The sequence below is a fragment of the Streptomyces sp. WM6378 genome (assembly GCF_001279695.1).
Classification (GTDB): Bacteria; Actinomycetota; Actinomycetes; order Streptomycetales; family Streptomycetaceae; genus Streptomyces.
In genome coordinates this window covers 105,625-120,557 of the sequence record NZ_LGDD01000317.1, presented here as the reverse complement: position 1 = coordinate 120,557, position 14,933 = coordinate 105,625, and the positions used below count along the sequence as shown (strand labels likewise).

The window sequence follows — 14,933 nt, the reverse complement described above, 5'->3', positions numbered from 1 at the left end:
TCGCGCTGGGTCAGCGATGGTTGAGCGGCACCCAGCGTAGACGCATTTCACCGGGTTTCGCTGCGCCGGTCGTGCGCACCCGGCGCCCGCCCCCGCTTCCCCCGGCTCCACCGCGGCGCGCCCCCGGCGTCGGCCGCGCCCCATCCCCGGGGGTTCATGTACCCGTCAGTTTTCGTCCACCCGGGAAGTCTTGACAACTCCCCACCCCAGACAAGAGATTGACGCGCGTAGAACCGCACCGCCGCACGCACGTTTCTCTCATCTCCGTCCCTCATCACCTCCGGAGTACCTGAATGCCCGTTCCCAGAACCGCCGCCGTGTCCGCCGTGGTCGCCACCGCACTCGCCGCCGGCCTGGTCTGCGCCGCTTCCTCGCAGGCGGCCCCCGCCGCCCCCGTGCAGGCGAAGATCCATGACATCCAGGGCACCACCCGGATATCCCCGCTGGCCGGCCAGCAGGTCACGGGCGTGACCGGCGTCGTCACCGGCGTGCGCGCCTACGGCTCCTCCAAGGGCTTCTGGTTCCAGGACACGGCGCCCGACAAGAACCCCGCCACCAGCGAGGGCGTCTTCGTCTTCACCGGCTCGAACCCGACCGTCGCGGTGGGCGACGCGGTGAGCGTCTCCGCCACCGTGACCGAGTACGTGCCCGGCGGCCCGGCCTCCGGCAACCAGTCGGTGACCGAGCTCTCGAAGCCGACCGTCACGGTCGTCTCCTCGGGCAACGCGGTGCCCGCGCCGGTCGTCATCACGGCCCGCTCGGTGCCCGACCGCTACACGCCGAACGGCGACCCGGCGGCCGCGGGCAGCGTCAACGGCCTGACCCTCCAGCCGAAGAAGTACGCCACGGACTACTACGAGTCCCTGGAGGGCATGAACGTCCGCATCGGCACCTCGCGGGTGGTCGGCGCCACGGACCCGTATTCCGAGCTGTGGGTCACGGTGAAGCCGCAGGAGAACCGGACCCCGCGCGGCGGCTCGCTCTACTCCTCGTACAACGACCAGAACACCGGCCGCCTCCAGATCCAGAGCCTGATCCCGACCGCGCAGCAGGCCTTCCCCACCGCGAACGTGGGCGACACCCTGACCGGGACCACCGAAGGCCCGCTGGACTTCAACCAGTTCGGCGGCTATACGATCACCGCGCGCACGCTCGGCACGGTCAAGGACAACGGTCTCAAGCGCGAGGTCACCCGCAAGCAGCGCACGGGCGAGCTGGCGGTCGCCACGTACAACGTCGAGAACCTGGACCCGAGCGACCCGCAGTCGAAGTTCGACGCGCTGGCTCAGGGCGTGGTGACCAACCTCGCCTCGCCGGACATCGTGGCCCTGGAGGAGATCCAGGACAACAACGGCGCGAAGAACGACGGCACGGTGGACGCCTCGGCGACCGTGAAGAAGTTCACGGACGCGATCGCCCTGGCGGGCGGCCCTGCTTACCAGTGGCGCTCGATCGACCCGGAGAACAACAAGGACGGCGGCGAGCCCGGCGGCAACATCCGCCAGGGCTTCCTCTTCAACCCGGCCCGCGTCTCCTTCACCGACCGTCCCGGCGGCGACTACAAGACCGCCGTCGGCGTCACCGGCACCAAGGGCCACCCGGCGCTCACCCTCTCGCCCGGCCGGATCGACCCGGCGAACGCGGCGTGGACGGACAGCCGCAAGCCGCTGGCCGGCGAGTTCGTCTTCAAGGGCAAGACCGTGTTCGTGATCGCGAACCACTTCGCGTCGAAGGGCGGCGACGAGAGCCTGGTCTCGCAGCACCAGCCGGTGCCGCGCTCCTCGGAGGCCAAGCGGCTCCAGCAGGCGCAGGCCGTCAACGCCTTCGTGAAGCAGCTGCTCGCGGCCGACAAGCACGCGGACGTGCTGGCCGTCGGCGACATCAACGACTTCGACTTCTCGGGCACGACCAAGGCCCTGGAGGACGGCGGCGCGCTGCGCTCTGCCTACCGCACCCTGCCGAAGAAGGAGCGCTACTCCTACGTCTACCAGGGCAACACCCAGGTCCTCGACCAGGTCCTGACCAGCCCCGCCATCCGGGACTTCGACTACGACAGCGTGCACATCAACGCGGAGTTCGCGAACCAGACCAGCGACCACGACCCGCAGATCATCCGCTTCCACCCGTAGCGGCCGCCGGGCCGGCCGGGGAGGCGGACCTCACCCCGGCCGGCTCACTCGGTACCGTCGCTCCGGATCGCGGCGACGGCCCGGCCGAGCAGCGAACGGAGCAACTCCCGCTCCTCTGCGGTGAATTCACGCTCGATGCGGCGCTCGATGGCCACCGCCCGTTCGTCGGCGGCGGCCAGTGCCGCAGCCCCCTCGTCGGTGAGCCGGGTCTCCAGGACGTTGCGGTGCCAGGGGTGCGGGGTGCGTTCAACCAGGCCGCGCTCTTCGAGGTTCTTCAGTACGACGTTCATGGCCTGCGGGGTGACCAGGCAGGCCCGGGCCAGCGCGGCGGCCGAGATGCCGGGCGCGCCGGAGAGCCCGAACAGCGCCGCGTACTGCGGCACGGTGAGCCCGGCCACCTTCACCGCCGCGCTCTTCGCGGCGATCAGCTCCTGCTCGGCGCGCTTGATGTCGAAGCCGAGGCGCTCCTCGGGCGGCATGGTCATGCTTCGAGAATACGACGCACCCATAAAAAGCTTGCGCATCATCAATACATTGATAACGTTCAGCGCCATGACGACATCGAAGAAGACGAGCCCGAACGGCGCCGCCGCCACCGCGATCAACGAACCCGTTGTCCCGGCCGGCCACGCCGATCTGCTGACCCGCCCCCTCTTCGTGCACCTCGCCACCAAGGGCCCGGACGGCACCCCTCACGTCAACCCCGTCTGGCAGGAATGGGACGGCGAGTTCCTGCGCTTCACCACGACCACCACCCGCCGCAAGTGCAAGAACGTCACCGCGGACCCCAGGGTCTCCGTCTCGGTCAACGACCCCGACCAGCCCTACCGCTACCTGGAGGTCCGGGGCACGGTCGAGCGCATCGAGCCGGACCCGACGGGCGCGTTCTTCGACGTCCTGGCCAAGCGGTACGGGCTTGAGTACGAGGCCCCGGTGGGCGACGCCGAGCACCGGGTCGTCCTGGTCGTACGCCCGGAGCACACCACTTCGCAGTGACGGGCCGACTTATTGATTCAGCAGCACTACGGCGAGTCGCCACAAACTCTAAGTAGACGTTAACTCTCGGCCCGGGCAAAACTGTCGCATGACGACATCAAGCCCACTCCACTCTCCCTTCCGCCCCTTCGGACGCGCCCTGTGCGCCATGGTCACGCCGTTCACTCAGTCGTACGAGCTGGACCTCCCGGCCGCGCAGAAGCTGGCCGCGCACCTGGTCGACAACGGGTGCGACGGCCTGGTCCTGAACGGCACGACCGGGGAGTCGCCGACGACCTCCGACGAGGAGAAGACCGCGCTCGTACGGGCGGTGGTGGAGGCGGTCGGCGACCGGGCGGCGGTCGTGGCGGGGGTGGGCAGCGCCTCCACCGCGCACACCGTCGCACTGGCCCGGGAGGCCGAACGGGCGGGCGCGGACGGCCTGTTGGTGGTGACCCCGTACTACAGCCGGCCCCCGCAGTCCGCCGTCGAGGCCCACTTCCGCACGGTGGCCGATGCGACCGCGCTGCCGGTGATGCTGTACGACATCCCGGTCCGCACGGGCACGCGCATCGAGGTCGCGACGATGCTGCGGCTCGCGGAGCACGAGCGGATCGTGGCGGTGAAGGACTGCGCGTACGACCTGCTCGGCTCGACCAAGGTCATCGGCGGTACGTCGCTGGCGTACTACTCGGGCGCGGAGGAGCTGAACCTTCCGCTGTACGCGGTGGGCGGGGCGGGCTATGTGAGCACGGTGGCGAACGTGGCGCCGCGCGAGCTGAGGGCGGTCCTCGACGCGCACGACGCGGGGGCCGTCACCGAGGCGGCCCGCCTCAACCAACTCGCCACCCCCCTGACGGAGTTGATGATGACGTCGGGCCTGCCGGGCACGGTGACGGCGAAGGCCCTGCTGGGCTACCCGGTGCGGGCGCCCTTGCAGCCGGCGGGCCCGGACGAGGTGTCCCGCTTGCGGGCGGCGCGGGATGCGCTGGCCCACATGGGCATCTTTGGCCCGTCCGGCGTTTGAGGACGAGCGCCCTCAAGGCGCGAATGGGGTCTGGGGCGCAGCCCCAGGGCTCAGCTCATCCAACCCCTTGCACGGGCGGGAGGGTGGGCAAACCGCCGGGGGTCCGGGGGCGGCGCCCCCGGACCCCGGGCTGCCGGGCGACCCCGGCTAGTTGTGCGCGTGCAGGACCTCGTTCAGCCCGCCCCACACCGCATTGTTCGGCCGAGCCTCGACCGCGCCGGTCACCGAGTTCCGCCGGAACAGGATGTTGGACGCCCCCGACAGCTCCCGGGCCTTGACGATCTGCCCGTCCGGCATCGTCACCCGCGTGCCGGCCGTGACGTAAAGACCCGCCTCGACGACGCACTCGTCGCCCAGCGCGATCCCCACGCCCGCCTCGGCGCCGACCAGGCACCGCTCGCCGATGACGATGCGGACGTTGCCGCCGCCGGACAGCGTGCCCATGGTGGACGCGCCGCCGCCGATGTCGGAGCCGTCGCCGACGACGACGCCGGCAGAGATGCGGCCCTCGACCATGGACGTGCCGAGCGTGCCCGCGTTGAAGTTCACGAAGCCCTCGTGCATGACCGTGGTGCCCTCGGCGAGGTGGGCGCCCAGGCGCACCCGGTCGGCGTCGGCGATGCGTACGCCCTTGGGCGCGACGTAGTCCGTCATGCGCGGGAACTTGTCGATGGACGTCACCTGGAGGTGCAGCCCCTCGGCGCGGGCGTTCAGGCGCACCCTCTCGACGTCGTCCACCGCGACCGGGCCCAGCGATGTCCACGCCACGTTGGAGAGCAGCCCGAAGAGGCCGTCCAGGTTCTGGCCGTGCGGCTTGACGAGCCGGTGCGAGAGGAGGTGCAGGCGCAGGTAGGCGTCGTGCGCGTCCAGGGGCTTGTCGTCGAGGGAGGCGATGACCGTACGGACGGCGACGACCTCGACCCCGCGGCGCTCGTCGGCGCCGACGGCCTTGAGGGCACCCGCGCCGAGGAGTTCGGCGGCGCGCTCGGCGGAGAGGCGCTCGGTGCCGGCGGGGCCGGGCTCGGCGACGGTCACGAGCTCGGGGGCGGGGAACCAGGTGTCCAGGATGGTGCCGTCGGCGGCGATGGTGGCGAGGCCGGCGGCCGCGGCGCCGGTCGTAGCAGTAGTCGTGTCGGTCATGCCCCAAAACCTAACCGGCCGCGGCCCGCCGCGGCGAACCGGTCTCAAGTGACGGTCCCGTGTCCGCCCCGGCCGGCGCACCCGGCAGCCGCCGCGCCCACAGCACCGCGAGACCGGCCAGTGCGGCGAGCGCCGCGCACAGCGGCCAGAGCAGCCCGGGGGCCAAGGCGTAGAGGGCGCCGCCGAGCGGCGGGGCCAGCACCTGTCCGCTGATGGAGGCGCCCGCGTACAGGCTCTGGAATCGCCCCTGGGCATGGGCGGGCGCCTGGTCGGCGACGTACGCGGTGGCCGTGGTCTTGTAGAGGATCTCGCCGAGGGTGAGGAACACCATCAGGGCGACGGCCGCGCCGAGCGAGGCGCTGGGCACGAGTGCCGCGTACCCGAGGCCGACCAGAAGCAGCCCCGAGCCGACCACACAGAGCGGGGCCCGTCGGCGCAGCGCGTGCGCGGCCGGGAGTTCGAGGCAGAGGATGACGCCGCCGTTGATGGCGATGAGCCAGCCGTACACCCGGGCATCGAGGCCGTGGTCGCCGAGGAAGACGGGCAGGGTGGAGTACTGCTGACGGTAGACGAGGTCGACACAGACGATCGCGGCGAGCAGCACGAGCACGGCCGGCCGGGCCCGCAGTTCGCGGCGGAGGCTGGGCGCGTCGGCGGCGCGCGGCCGGGGCGACTGGACGGCGCCGTGGGCGGGCAGCACCCGCGAGGCGTACGCCGCGAAGAGCAGAGTGCCGATGCCGTCGGCGACGAAGAGCCAGCCGTACGAGAACCGGGCCGCGACCAACGCGCCCAGCGGCGGCCCGACGGTGAATCCCGCGTTGCTCGCGAAGCGCATGACGGCGAAGCCCTGGCGGCGGCTGCCTTCGGGGACGCTGACCGCGACGAGCGCGGAGTTCGCGGACCTGACCACTCCGGAGGCGTACTGCGCGAGCGGCAGCGCCGCGTACAGCGCGGCGACCGGGAGCAGCGCGATGACGCACAGCACGCTGCCGCTGACGGCGGCGCCGGCGAGCAGAGCCCGGCGGTGGCCGTGGCGGTCACCGAACCAGCCACCCGTGAAGTTCCCGGCCACCAGGCCGACGCCGCCGATGCCGCTGATCACCCCGGCCTGGGCGACGGTGAGCCCACGCGGTCCGGTCAGCCATACGAAGAGATAGATGAAGGTGAAGCTGACGACCGCGTTGAAGAAGATGCCGCAGCACAGCAGTCGAACCGTCCTCGGCACCTCGCGCAGTGTCTTCACTCGGCCCCCCGAAATCAAGTGAGTTCCTTATGGGAACGGACTATGGCAGCATGGTCCCGGCAGGTCAACCGGACGGGGGTCGGTTGACCTGCCTGCATCGCGAGAGGATGGGCCCATGCCCCAACGCACCCGACTGGACGACGAACACTGCGCCATCGCCCAGGCCCTGGACGTGGTGGGCGACTGGTGGACCCTCCTGATCGTGCGCGACGCGGCCCGCGGCGTGCACCGGTTCGACGCGCTCCAGCGGGAGCTCGGCATGTCCCGCAAGGTCCTCGCCGAACGCCTGAAGCTGCTCGTGGAGTGCGGGGTCCTGGTGCGCGAGCCGTACCAGGAGCGCCCGGTGCGCCACGAGTACCGGCTCACCCCGCGCGGCCGCGCCCTGCTGCCCGTACTGATCGCACTCCAGGACTGGGGAGACACCTGGGTGCTGGGGGAAGGAGAGACCATGGCCACCTCGACTGAGACGTCAGGCGAGACCGAGCGGGTCCGCGAGCTGATCGGGACCCGCGTCCCGGATCTTCAACTGACCGATTTCGACGGCGAGTTGAGGGACCCGGTCGCCGCGTCCACGCCGTACACGGTCCTGTACTGCTTCCCCGGCGCCTACGCCCGCGCCGAGTCGTACCCGCCCGGCTGGGCCGGGATTCCCGGCGCGCGCGGCTGCACCCTGGAGTCCTGCACCTTCCGCGACCAGCTGGCCGACTTCACGGACGCGGGAGCCACCGTGCACGGCGTCTCCACCCAACGCCCGGACGAGCAGCGGGCGTTCGCCGACAAGGAGGCGCTGCGCTTCTCGCTGCTCTCGGACGCCGGGCTCGACCTGACGGCGGCGCTGCGCCTGCCGACCTTCCGCACGGCGGGGGTGAGCCGGCTCAAGCGGCTGACCCTGGTGGTCGACCGGGACCGTACGGTGATCGAGGCGCTCTATCCGATCACCGACATCGAGGCGAGCGTGCGAGCCGCGCTCGCGGCGGTGCTCCGGGCGGGCGCCTGAACCCGCGCTCACGAGCCGGTGCCTGAACCCGCGTTCAGTGCGCCGTGCCGCCGAGGTTGAGCAGCACCACTCCGCCGATGACGAGGGCGATCCCGGCGATCTTGGCGGCGGTCATCGCCTCCCCCATGAACAGCATGCCGACGGCGGCGATGACGGCCGTGCCCACGCCGGACCAGATCGCGTACGCGGTGCCCACCGACATGGACCTCAGCGTCAGCGACAGCAGGAAGAAGGCGAGCAGGTAGCCGACGCCGGTGATCAGCGAGGGCCAGAGCCTGGTGAAGCCCTCGCTGTACTTCAGCGCGGAAGTGGCGGCGATCTCCGAGCCGATGGCACAGGCGAGCAGGACGTAGGGCATGCGGACCAGGATATCCGGGGATGCGTACGCCCGTACATAACGCGGTGGCCGCGATCTGCCCCAGCCCTTACCGCAGCAGCCTGCCCAGCAGGTCCCGCGCGTACCGCTCGTCGTACGCGCCGCCGGTGAGCAGGGCCTGGAGGCAGATGCCGTCCATCGCGGCGACGAGTCCGCGCGCGGTGACCGGGTCGGTGTGCCGGGCGAGCAGTTCGGCGACCGAGTCGGTCCACTCGGCGGCGACCGGGCGAAGGGCCGGGCGGCGCAGGGCCGCGAGGTAGAGCTCGTACTCCAGCTCGGCGCGGGCCCGGTCCCCGGTCAGCCACTCGCCCATCAGCCGAGCCAGTTCGACGGCCAGATCCGCGTCGGGGTCCTCCAGCCGCACACAGTCGCGCACCGCCGTGGCGAAGCCCTCGTTGGCCTGGCGCAGGGCCGCGACGAGCAGCTCGTCGAGTGTCTTGAAGTGGTAGGTGGTCGAGCCCAGCGGCACATCGGCCTCGGCGGCGACCGTGCGGTGGCTGAGCCCCGCGATGCCGCGCTCGGCGACGACCCGGATCGCCGCGTCGATGATGCGCCGGCGCCGGTCGGGGTCGTAACGGCGGGCCATCAGCGGCTTCCGGTTGTTCCGGCCTGGTCACAGAGCATGCCCCCGACCGTACCCGTGGGCCGTGCGGGCTACGGTAAAGCTGATCGATCAGGGGACGGGACGTGCGGAAACGTACGGGAAGTGCGAGGTTGCCGTGACGCAGGACATGGGGTGGGGCCCGGGTGCCCAGGGCGGGCCTCCCGGACCGCCGCCGGGGTGGGGGCCCGGCTGGGGCGGTGGCTGGATGCCGCCGCCGCCCAAGCCGGGCGTGATTCCGCTCGGGCCGCTGACGCTCGGCGACATACTCGGCGGGGCCTTCTCGGCCCTGGGCCGCCACTGGAAGCAGCTCTTCGGCGTGGCCCTCGTCGCGTACGGGATCGCCGCGCTGGCCGTCGGCGGCACCGTCGCGATCGCGTTGGCCGCCGTGCACGACCACCTCGACCCCGTCTTCGACCAGCCCCACGGAGTGGACCCGGTCCGCGCCGACGTGCAGCCGGTGGTGATCGCCGGCTTCGTCGTGTTCGTCGTCGCGATCACCATGTGGCTCGTCGCGATGGCGATGGTGTACGCGGCCGTCCCGGCCGTGCTCCAGGACGCGGTCCTCGGCCGGCGCACCACGTTCGGCCCGGTGTGGCGCAAGGCCTGGTCCCGGTTCCCTGCCGTGCTCGGCGCGCTGGCGATCCAGTGGGCGGCCATGATCGGCGCGCTGCTCCTGTTCGTGACGCTGATGCTGGTGACGATCCTGTCGAGCTCGCACCACGAGCCGCCGCCCGCGCTGATCGCGGTCTTCGTGGTCGTCTTCCTCGCCCTTGTCCCGGTCAGCATCTGGCTGTGGATCCGCTTCGGCTTCGCGCCGGCGGCCGCGGTCCTGGAGAACCAGCGGCCCGTCGAGGCGCTGCGCCGCTCGGCCCGCCTGGTGAAGGACGCCTGGTGGCGGACCTTCGGCAGCCTGCTCCTCGTCGGCATGATCAGCGGGGTGATCGGCTACTTCGTCCAGATACCGTTCACCTACGGCGGGCTCTTCGCGGCCATGCCGCTGGCCCTGTCCAGCGACGACGCGGTCGCCCCCAAGATCACGGCCATCGTCATCATGGCGGTGCTCTACCTGATCGGCACGGTGATCAGCCAGTTCCTGTCGACCACCCTGCCCCAGCTCGCCACCGGCCTGCTCTACGTCGACCAGCGCATCCGCCGCGAGAACCTCGCCCCGGCGCTGGCCGACGCGGCCGGTGTCCCACCGGTGGGTGCCCCGCCGGTGGGCACCTGGTAGCGCCGGATCAGTTGGTGACGGTGAACCACGTGGCCCGGGACTTCTTCCACTCGGGGTGGGTGAGGTCCTTGGCCTCGGTGCCGTCGCCGTAGAGGTCGGCGGACCCGTCGTCGGTGATGAACTGGGCCCGGGCGCCCGCCTGGTTCAGGTCGGGCACATCGACGACTGCCTCCCAGCCGCCCGGGTCGCTGGTCGGCAGGTCGGCCCGCTTGACGGGGGCGTGCCCGGCGACGCCGTCCCACGAGTAGACCGCGTACGGGTCGGAGTTGTCGTCCGCGGCCCAGGATCCGGCGACGATCAGGTACTGGTCGGCCGCGTTCTTGCGGATGTCGCGGATGCTGAGCCCGCCGAGGTCGAGCTCGATGGGCGTGCCCATGACGGCCTTCGCCCCGCTGCCCACCACCTTGTCGAAGTTGGTGACGGGCACGATCAGCGCCTTGCCGCCGGTCTTCGGCGGCACGAGCGGCGCCCGGAACCCGACGTAGGCGGTGCTGGTGGAGCCGGGCGCGAACTCCAGGCCCTCCACGTTGAACCCGTCGATCTGCTTGGGCACCTGGCCCGAGGCGGTGGCGGCGGTGAACCCGTACCGGTCGCCGTTGGCGTGGTCCCAGGCGACGAGGTCGTCCCGCAGCTTCTTGTACGAGCCGCCGAGCGCGAGCTGAGTACTCGCTCCCGACCCGCTCACGGTGGTCGTGAAGACGGTGTTCCGGTCGGCCTTGTACTCGCCGTCCTTGTTGTTGCCGAGCGAGCCGGTCCAGTAGATCGTGTTGCCGACGCGGGCCGCGCCCTCGATGTCGATCTCCTTGGACACCCCGAGCTGGGAGCTGAAGTCCCAGGTCTTCACGGGCGCGCCGGAGGCCGAACGGTCGTACATCCGCAGCGTGTTGGACTCGTCGTCGGCGACGACCACGTACCCGCCGCCCACGTCCACGGCCGCCGAGGCGTCGCTGGAGCCGGTGAAGTAGCGGGTGTCGGCGGCGTTGTGCACGGCGGCCGAGGCGGCGTAGTGCAGCGTCTTGGTGGCGGTCTTCCCACCGAGCCCGGTGACCTTGATGGTGAGGTCGGTGTAGCCACGAGCGTGCGCGGCGACGCTCAGCTGCCGACTGGCCCCGCTCCCGCTCACGACAACGTCCCCGGTCCCGGCGACGGACGACTTCGTGCTGGCGGAGGCGGCCACGGTGAGCGCCGAGGCGCCGGCCCCGCTCTGCCCGACGGTGACCGTGACCACCGGATCCCCCGTGGCGCCGACGGCCCCCGACAGGTAGGAGGCCGAGAGCCCGATGGTCGGCGTCCCGTAACTCGCCGCCTGCGCCGGGCAGTTGAGTCCCATGACGGCCAGCGTGAGCACTCCGGACGCGGCGGCAAGGGTCCTGGCACGGCGGAGCGATGGGTGATGCGGCACGGGGCTGGCCTCTCGTCGGCGGGTGTCGTCGAGTAGGTTCCGGTCACCCCGCCAATGGGAGGCGTACGAAATCCGTACGACAGGCGAACGTCAGCCGATCAGAGGCACATCCCCGGATACGCCGTCCCGCCCGCTCCGATGACGCCCCCCCCGGGTCCTCGAACAAGACCTTCCAGTCGAGGAGTCGGCACCAGAAGCGGGCAAAGGCGGGGAGGTCGTGGGCGTCCACCACGAGGTGATCCATGAAAATGGGCATGCGCCCAGTGCGCCCTGACCCACGAGTGACAAGCGGTTCAGGCTGATTGTCAGTGCTGTCAGGCACCATCGCAGCATGGAGCACACTGCATTCGACGCCGACACTCGGGCGGAATTCGCCCGTGCCGTGGCGAGCGTCCTCGCCGAATCGGCGCGTGAGGGCAAGGCGAAGCCCACGCTGGCGAGCATCGCCAGGGCCTCCAAAGGGGGAAAACTTCCGACGTTGAGCACCTCGACGATCAGTGCTTGGAAGAAGGGCGGCAGGATTCCAGCCGAATGGTCCGTCCTGGAATCGTTCCTCACTGCCCTGGAAGAGGCCGCCGCCCTTCCGCGTGGGAAGTTCGATCGTCAACACTGGAAGCGCCTCTACAAAGAAGCGAAGGACACGCCACCCCCAACGCAGTCGGCACGAATCGCAACACTGTTCGTGCGCGACGCGGACCCGCTCGAACTCAAGGTGCACCGGGCGCGTACAACAGGGACCGGGAATGCCGTACCGGACTACGTCCCCCGTGACATCGACGCGCCGGTTCGGACAGCGCTCTCCCGAATCAGTGACGGCGGAGGCGTGCTACTGCTGGTGGGAGCCTCAACGGCGGGCAAGACCCGCTGCGCCTACGAGGCTATGACCTCGGTGCTTCCCGACCACTTGCTGATCGTTCCACGTCACGTGACGGAGATCCCGGACGCTGTCACAGAAGCCGTCCGTGCCGACAGGGCCGGCACCCGATGTGTTCTCTGGCTCAACGACATGGAGCAGTTCCTCGGGCTCGGCGGCCTGAGCCTCCACGACATACGGGTCTTGCGCTCGGCAGGAACCGTGATCCTCGGCACGATGCGCTCCCGGATCCGCCAGGACCTCCCGTCCAACGAACTCATCCGACTCGCTGAGGAGTTCGAGGTCCCTCGGCTGTGGTCCCCGCAGGAGCTGCAACGCGCCCGGGAACAGCTACGGTCCAACCGTGACCAACGACTCCGCCTGGCCCTCGACCAGGCCGAAGATTTCGGGGTCGCGGAAACACTGGCCACGGGCCCACAGCTGTGGCGGGAGTTGTGCGGCGCCTCGGTCGTGAACGGCAACCCGCGGGGAGCCGCCCTGGTGTGGGCCGCCATCGACCTGTCCTTGGCCGGACTGATCGAGCCCCTTCCCCTAGACCTGCTCAAGGAGTTGCACGAGGAGTACCTCCCGGGCCGCAACAAGCAGCTGATCGGCCCCGAGCCCTTTGACGAAGCACTGTCCTGGGCCAGCCGCCCCCGTGACGCCATGACGAGGCTGCTGATCCCCGAAGGCGACGGGCTTCGAGCATTCGACTATCTTCTCGACGCTCATCTTCGGGATCGAGGACCGTCGCCCGAGCTGATCCCCGAACGTATCTGGGAGAGAGCGCTGTCACTCGGCTCCCGGAGGCACCAACGCTTCAGCGTAGCCCTGGCCGCTCATGCCAACGACCGCATGGACGTGGGGCGACGAGCCCTGCTGCCACTTACGGAGGTCAGAGACGTCGACGCACTGCGCACCTTGGGCCTTCTCTGCGAACGCAGTGACAGGCAAGAGGCTGCCAGGTGGCTTCAGCTGGCGATCGATGCCGGCGATGTCCTGGCTCTGCGGCTCATGGGCAACCTCCACTTCCGCGGTCAAGACAGGGAGGCGGCGAGCGACTGGTACTGGAAGGCAGCCGAGGCCGGGGACGAAGTCTCGCAGTCCTACTACAACGAGCCAAGAGTGCACAGCAGCCCGATACCGGAGGAACTCCAACCGCCGGCAGCCCCCGTCAGCGATTTCGAGGACGAGGAAGAGGATTGGGACGGAGACCGCTACTACGGCCCGTCCGGCCGCACTCTCCATGTTCTTCAGGCCGCACTCGAAATCGCGGCAGACATGGCTTATGACCAGCTGGAGGAGATCGGGGACCGGCGGATCAACCTGAGGGAGAAGTACGCCTTCATCTTCAGCGATCTGCCGGTACTGACCTGGCGCATGGATGCCCGTTGGCGTCGTCAATTCGTACGCTGCTTCGACGATCTGGCCTCCGACATCGGGGCGGGGAAGTGGCCCACCCCCACGTGCACGGGCGAGGAGATGGCTCTGCACATCGCTGTCCAACATGCCTCGAGCATGGTGACCGACGAGCCCGAACTCGTTGCCCCATGGGTGGAGGACATCCCCGCGCACCACGACGACTGGGACTGGGACCTCTGCCTGGACGTACTCCTGGAGGACACCGACGTGCTGTTCCTGTACGAGCCGTGGTCACAGGGAATCGAAGACTCCGACAACTTCGTGAACCAGCACCTCGGCATCGCCAACCTGGAAGCGGAGGACTGGTTTGAACCCTTCCGCTCGAACAAAGCGCGCGACCCGGAACGAGGCTTTCGCCGATAGGGCTCGCGTCCCGCCGGGAAATCCCGCCCACCGATCCTGACCTGCCTGTCAGCCGACCCTCGCCGACCGGACTGTCGCAAGTGTGCCCGACAGGCGGTTGCGTAGGGCCCAAGCGATCAGCTCCCTACGGGAAGGTTCGGTTCCATGCCCCTCGCTCATGAGCTCTTGTTGCTGGCCGGCGTGCCACTGATGGTGATCATCACCTTGCTCATCGGCCACCTCGCAACGCTGCGAGGCCTGCGTGGCAGCCAGCGTGTTGCCGCCTTCCGCGTCTTCGCGGATGCCGTCAAACGGCGCCGCTAGGAACGACGAAAAGCCCCCGGCACCATCGGTGCCGGGGGCCTCAACTGGCAAGCGGGGCTCAGACGTTGAAGCCCAGCGCGCGCAGCTGTTCGCGGCCGTCGTCCGTGATCTTGTCCGGGCCCCACGGCGGCATCCAGACCCAGTTGATCTTCAGCTCGTTGGCGATGCCGTCGGTCGCGGACTTCGCCTGGTCCTCGATCACATCGGTCAGCGGGCAGGCCGCCGACGTCAGGGTCATGTCCAGCGTGACGACGTTGGAGTCGTCGATGTGGATGCCGTAAATGAGGCCGAGGTTGACGACGTCGATGCCCAGCTCGGGGTCGACGACGTCGTACAGGGCCTCGCGGATCTCTTCTTCGGTCGCCGGCTTGATCGCCGCCTGTGCGTTCTCGGTCATGCCGTCTTCCTTTCGGCGAGCTCGCCCAGAGCCTGGGCCGTCGCGTCCTTCCAGGCCATCCAGCTCAGCAGAGCACACTTCACGCGGGCGGGGTACTTGGAGACGCCGGCGAAGGCCACCGCGTCCTCCAGGACCTCCTCCATCGCGTCGTCGGGCTCCAGCTGGCCCTTGGACTGCATCAGGGTCAGGAACGTCTCCTGGATCTGACGAGCCTCTTCCAGCTCCTTGCCGACCAGCAGGTCGTTCAGGACCGAGGCGCTGGCCTGGCTGATGGAGCAGCCCTGGCCCTCGTACGAGACGTCCTCGATCCGCGAACCGTCGTACTTCACCCGGAGAGTGATCTCGTCGCCGCACGTCGGGTTCACGTGGTGCACCTCGGCGTCACCGTCCCGCAAGCCCCGGCCGTGCGGGTGCTTGTAGTGGTCCAGGATGACGTCCTGGTACATCGAATCAAGCTTCACGTCGCTTAAC

General features: G+C 69.9%; 15 protein-coding genes. 7 read left to right on the top strand and 8 right to left on the bottom strand.

The features are described 5' to 3' along the window. Positions 1–293: 293 nt before the first annotated feature. Positions 294–2,129, top strand: a complete 1,836-nt coding sequence (locus ADK54_RS32535; protein WP_053729369.1) for an endonuclease/exonuclease/phosphatase family protein — start codon at positions 294–296, stop codon at positions 2,127–2,129. 44 nt (positions 2,130–2,173) lie between these two features. Here the strand turns inward: ADK54_RS32535 and ADK54_RS32530 are convergent, their stop codons facing one another. Then, entirely contained in the window at positions 2,174–2,614 is a 441-nt protein-coding gene (locus tag ADK54_RS32530; RefSeq protein WP_234392289.1) for a MarR family winged helix-turn-helix transcriptional regulator, read from the bottom strand. Between the two features lie 67 nt (positions 2,615–2,681). Between ADK54_RS32530 and ADK54_RS32525 the strand changes: the two genes are divergently transcribed. Both ADK54_RS32525 and dapA read left to right on the top strand, forming a co-directional pair. Then, positions 2,682–3,125, top strand: coding sequence for a PPOX class F420-dependent oxidoreductase (locus ADK54_RS32525; protein WP_053729368.1), 444 nt, complete (start codon positions 2,682–2,684; stop codon positions 3,123–3,125). A gap of 88 nt (positions 3,126–3,213) precedes the next feature. After that, the gene (gene dapA / locus ADK54_RS32520) at positions 3,214–4,131 is read left to right on the top strand and encodes a 4-hydroxy-tetrahydrodipicolinate synthase (RefSeq protein ID WP_078966794.1); all 918 of its coding nucleotides are present in this window, start codon (positions 3,214–3,216) and stop codon (positions 4,129–4,131) included. A gap of 147 nt (positions 4,132–4,278) precedes the next feature. On the opposite strand, the gene dapD is transcribed toward dapA, so the two are convergent. Together dapD and ADK54_RS32510 are read right to left on the bottom strand one after the other, a co-directional pair. Beyond that, on the bottom strand, positions 4,279–5,271 hold the full coding sequence (gene dapD / locus ADK54_RS32515; protein WP_053729366.1) for a 2,3,4,5-tetrahydropyridine-2,6-dicarboxylate N-succinyltransferase: 993 nt from the start codon (positions 5,269–5,271) through the stop codon (positions 4,279–4,281). Between the two features lie 10 nt (positions 5,272–5,281). Further along, entirely contained in the window at positions 5,282–6,514 is a 1,233-nt protein-coding gene (locus tag ADK54_RS32510; RefSeq protein ID WP_053729365.1) for an MFS transporter, read from the bottom strand. A 115-nt stretch (positions 6,515–6,629) separates the two neighbouring features. Here ADK54_RS32510 and ADK54_RS32505 point away from each other — a divergent pair, with 115 nt between their 5' ends. Further along, a complete protein-coding gene (locus ADK54_RS32505; RefSeq protein WP_053729364.1) occupies positions 6,630–7,511 on the top strand; it encodes a winged helix-turn-helix transcriptional regulator in 882 nt (293 codons plus the stop codon). Between the two features lie 34 nt (positions 7,512–7,545). Here ADK54_RS32505 and ADK54_RS32500 read toward each other — a convergent pair whose 3' ends face one another. Both ADK54_RS32500 and ADK54_RS32495 read right to left on the bottom strand, forming a co-directional pair. Continuing rightward, positions 7,546–7,869 carry a DMT family transporter gene (locus ADK54_RS32500; protein WP_053729363.1) on the bottom strand — a complete coding sequence of 108 codons (324 nt, stop codon included), beginning with the start codon at positions 7,867–7,869 and terminating at the stop codon, positions 7,546–7,548. A gap of 67 nt (positions 7,870–7,936) precedes the next feature. After that, on the bottom strand, positions 7,937–8,473 hold the full coding sequence (locus ADK54_RS32495; protein ID WP_053729362.1) for a TetR/AcrR family transcriptional regulator: 537 nt from the start codon (positions 8,471–8,473) through the stop codon (positions 7,937–7,939). Positions 8,474–8,696: 223 nt separating this feature from the next. Between ADK54_RS32495 and ADK54_RS32490 the strand changes: the two genes are divergently transcribed. Continuing rightward, entirely contained in the window at positions 8,697–9,722 is a 1,026-nt protein-coding gene (locus ADK54_RS32490) for a glycerophosphoryl diester phosphodiesterase membrane domain-containing protein (protein ID WP_063802101.1), read from the top strand. A 7-nt stretch (positions 9,723–9,729) separates the two neighbouring features. Here the strand turns inward: ADK54_RS32490 and ADK54_RS32485 are convergent, their stop codons facing one another. Continuing rightward, the gene (locus tag ADK54_RS32485; RefSeq protein ID WP_234392288.1) at positions 9,730–11,052 is read right to left on the bottom strand and encodes a DUF3616 domain-containing protein; all 1,323 of its coding nucleotides are present in this window, start codon (positions 11,050–11,052) and stop codon (positions 9,730–9,732) included. A gap of 403 nt (positions 11,053–11,455) precedes the next feature. On the opposite strand from ADK54_RS32485, the gene ADK54_RS32480 reads away from it, so the two are divergent. Then, positions 11,456–13,762 carry a hypothetical protein gene (locus ADK54_RS32480; protein ID WP_159047962.1) on the top strand — a complete coding sequence of 769 codons (2,307 nt, stop codon included), beginning with the start codon at positions 11,456–11,458 and terminating at the stop codon, positions 13,760–13,762. A gap of 144 nt (positions 13,763–13,906) precedes the next feature. Then, entirely contained in the window at positions 13,907–14,065 is a 159-nt protein-coding gene (locus ADK54_RS46395) for a hypothetical protein (protein WP_159047961.1), read from the top strand. 58 nt (positions 14,066–14,123) lie between these two features. Here ADK54_RS46395 and ADK54_RS32475 read toward each other — a convergent pair whose 3' ends face one another. Together ADK54_RS32475 and sufU are read right to left on the bottom strand one after the other, a co-directional pair. Further along, entirely contained in the window at positions 14,124–14,462 is a 339-nt protein-coding gene (locus ADK54_RS32475; RefSeq protein ID WP_053729358.1) for a metal-sulfur cluster assembly factor, read from the bottom strand. Continuing rightward, a complete protein-coding gene (gene sufU / locus ADK54_RS32470) occupies positions 14,459–14,923 on the bottom strand; it encodes a Fe-S cluster assembly sulfur transfer protein SufU (RefSeq protein WP_053729357.1) in 465 nt (154 codons plus the stop codon). The genes ADK54_RS32475 and sufU overlap by 4 nt, the downstream gene beginning before the upstream one ends. Positions 14,924–14,933: the final 10 nt, after the last annotated feature.

Bases quoted from the DNA above. Each gene is read 5' to 3' on its own strand.
- ADK54_RS32535 (WP_053729369.1), top strand. From the start codon at position 294: ATGCCCGTTCCCAGAACCGCCGCCGTGTCCGCCGTGGTCGCCACCGCA.
- ADK54_RS32530 (WP_234392289.1), bottom strand. From the start codon at position 2,614: ATGACCATGCCGCCCGAGGAGCGCCTCGGCTTCGACATCAAGCGCGCC.
- ADK54_RS32525 (WP_053729368.1), top strand. From the start codon at position 2,682: ATGACGACATCGAAGAAGACGAGCCCGAACGGCGCCGCCGCCACCGCG.
- dapA (WP_078966794.1), top strand. From the start codon at position 3,214: ATGACGACATCAAGCCCACTCCACTCTCCCTTCCGCCCCTTCGGACGC.
- dapD (WP_053729366.1), bottom strand. From the start codon at position 5,271: ATGACCGACACGACTACTGCTACGACCGGCGCCGCGGCCGCCGGCCTC.
- ADK54_RS32505 (WP_053729364.1), top strand. From the start codon at position 6,630: ATGCCCCAACGCACCCGACTGGACGACGAACACTGCGCCATCGCCCAG.
- ADK54_RS32500 (WP_053729363.1), bottom strand. From the start codon at position 7,869: ATGCCCTACGTCCTGCTCGCCTGTGCCATCGGCTCGGAGATCGCCGCC.
- ADK54_RS32495 (WP_053729362.1), bottom strand. From the start codon at position 8,473: ATGGCCCGCCGTTACGACCCCGACCGGCGCCGGCGCATCATCGACGCG.
- ADK54_RS32490 (WP_063802101.1), top strand. From the start codon at position 8,697: ATGCCGCCGCCGCCCAAGCCGGGCGTGATTCCGCTCGGGCCGCTGACG.
- ADK54_RS32485 (WP_234392288.1), bottom strand. From the start codon at position 11,052: ATGGGACTCAACTGCCCGGCGCAGGCGGCGAGTTACGGGACGCCGACC.
- ADK54_RS32480 (WP_159047962.1), top strand. From the start codon at position 11,456: ATGGAGCACACTGCATTCGACGCCGACACTCGGGCGGAATTCGCCCGT.
- ADK54_RS46395 (WP_159047961.1), top strand. From the start codon at position 13,907: ATGCCCCTCGCTCATGAGCTCTTGTTGCTGGCCGGCGTGCCACTGATG.
- ADK54_RS32475 (WP_053729358.1), bottom strand. From the start codon at position 14,462: ATGACCGAGAACGCACAGGCGGCGATCAAGCCGGCGACCGAAGAAGAG.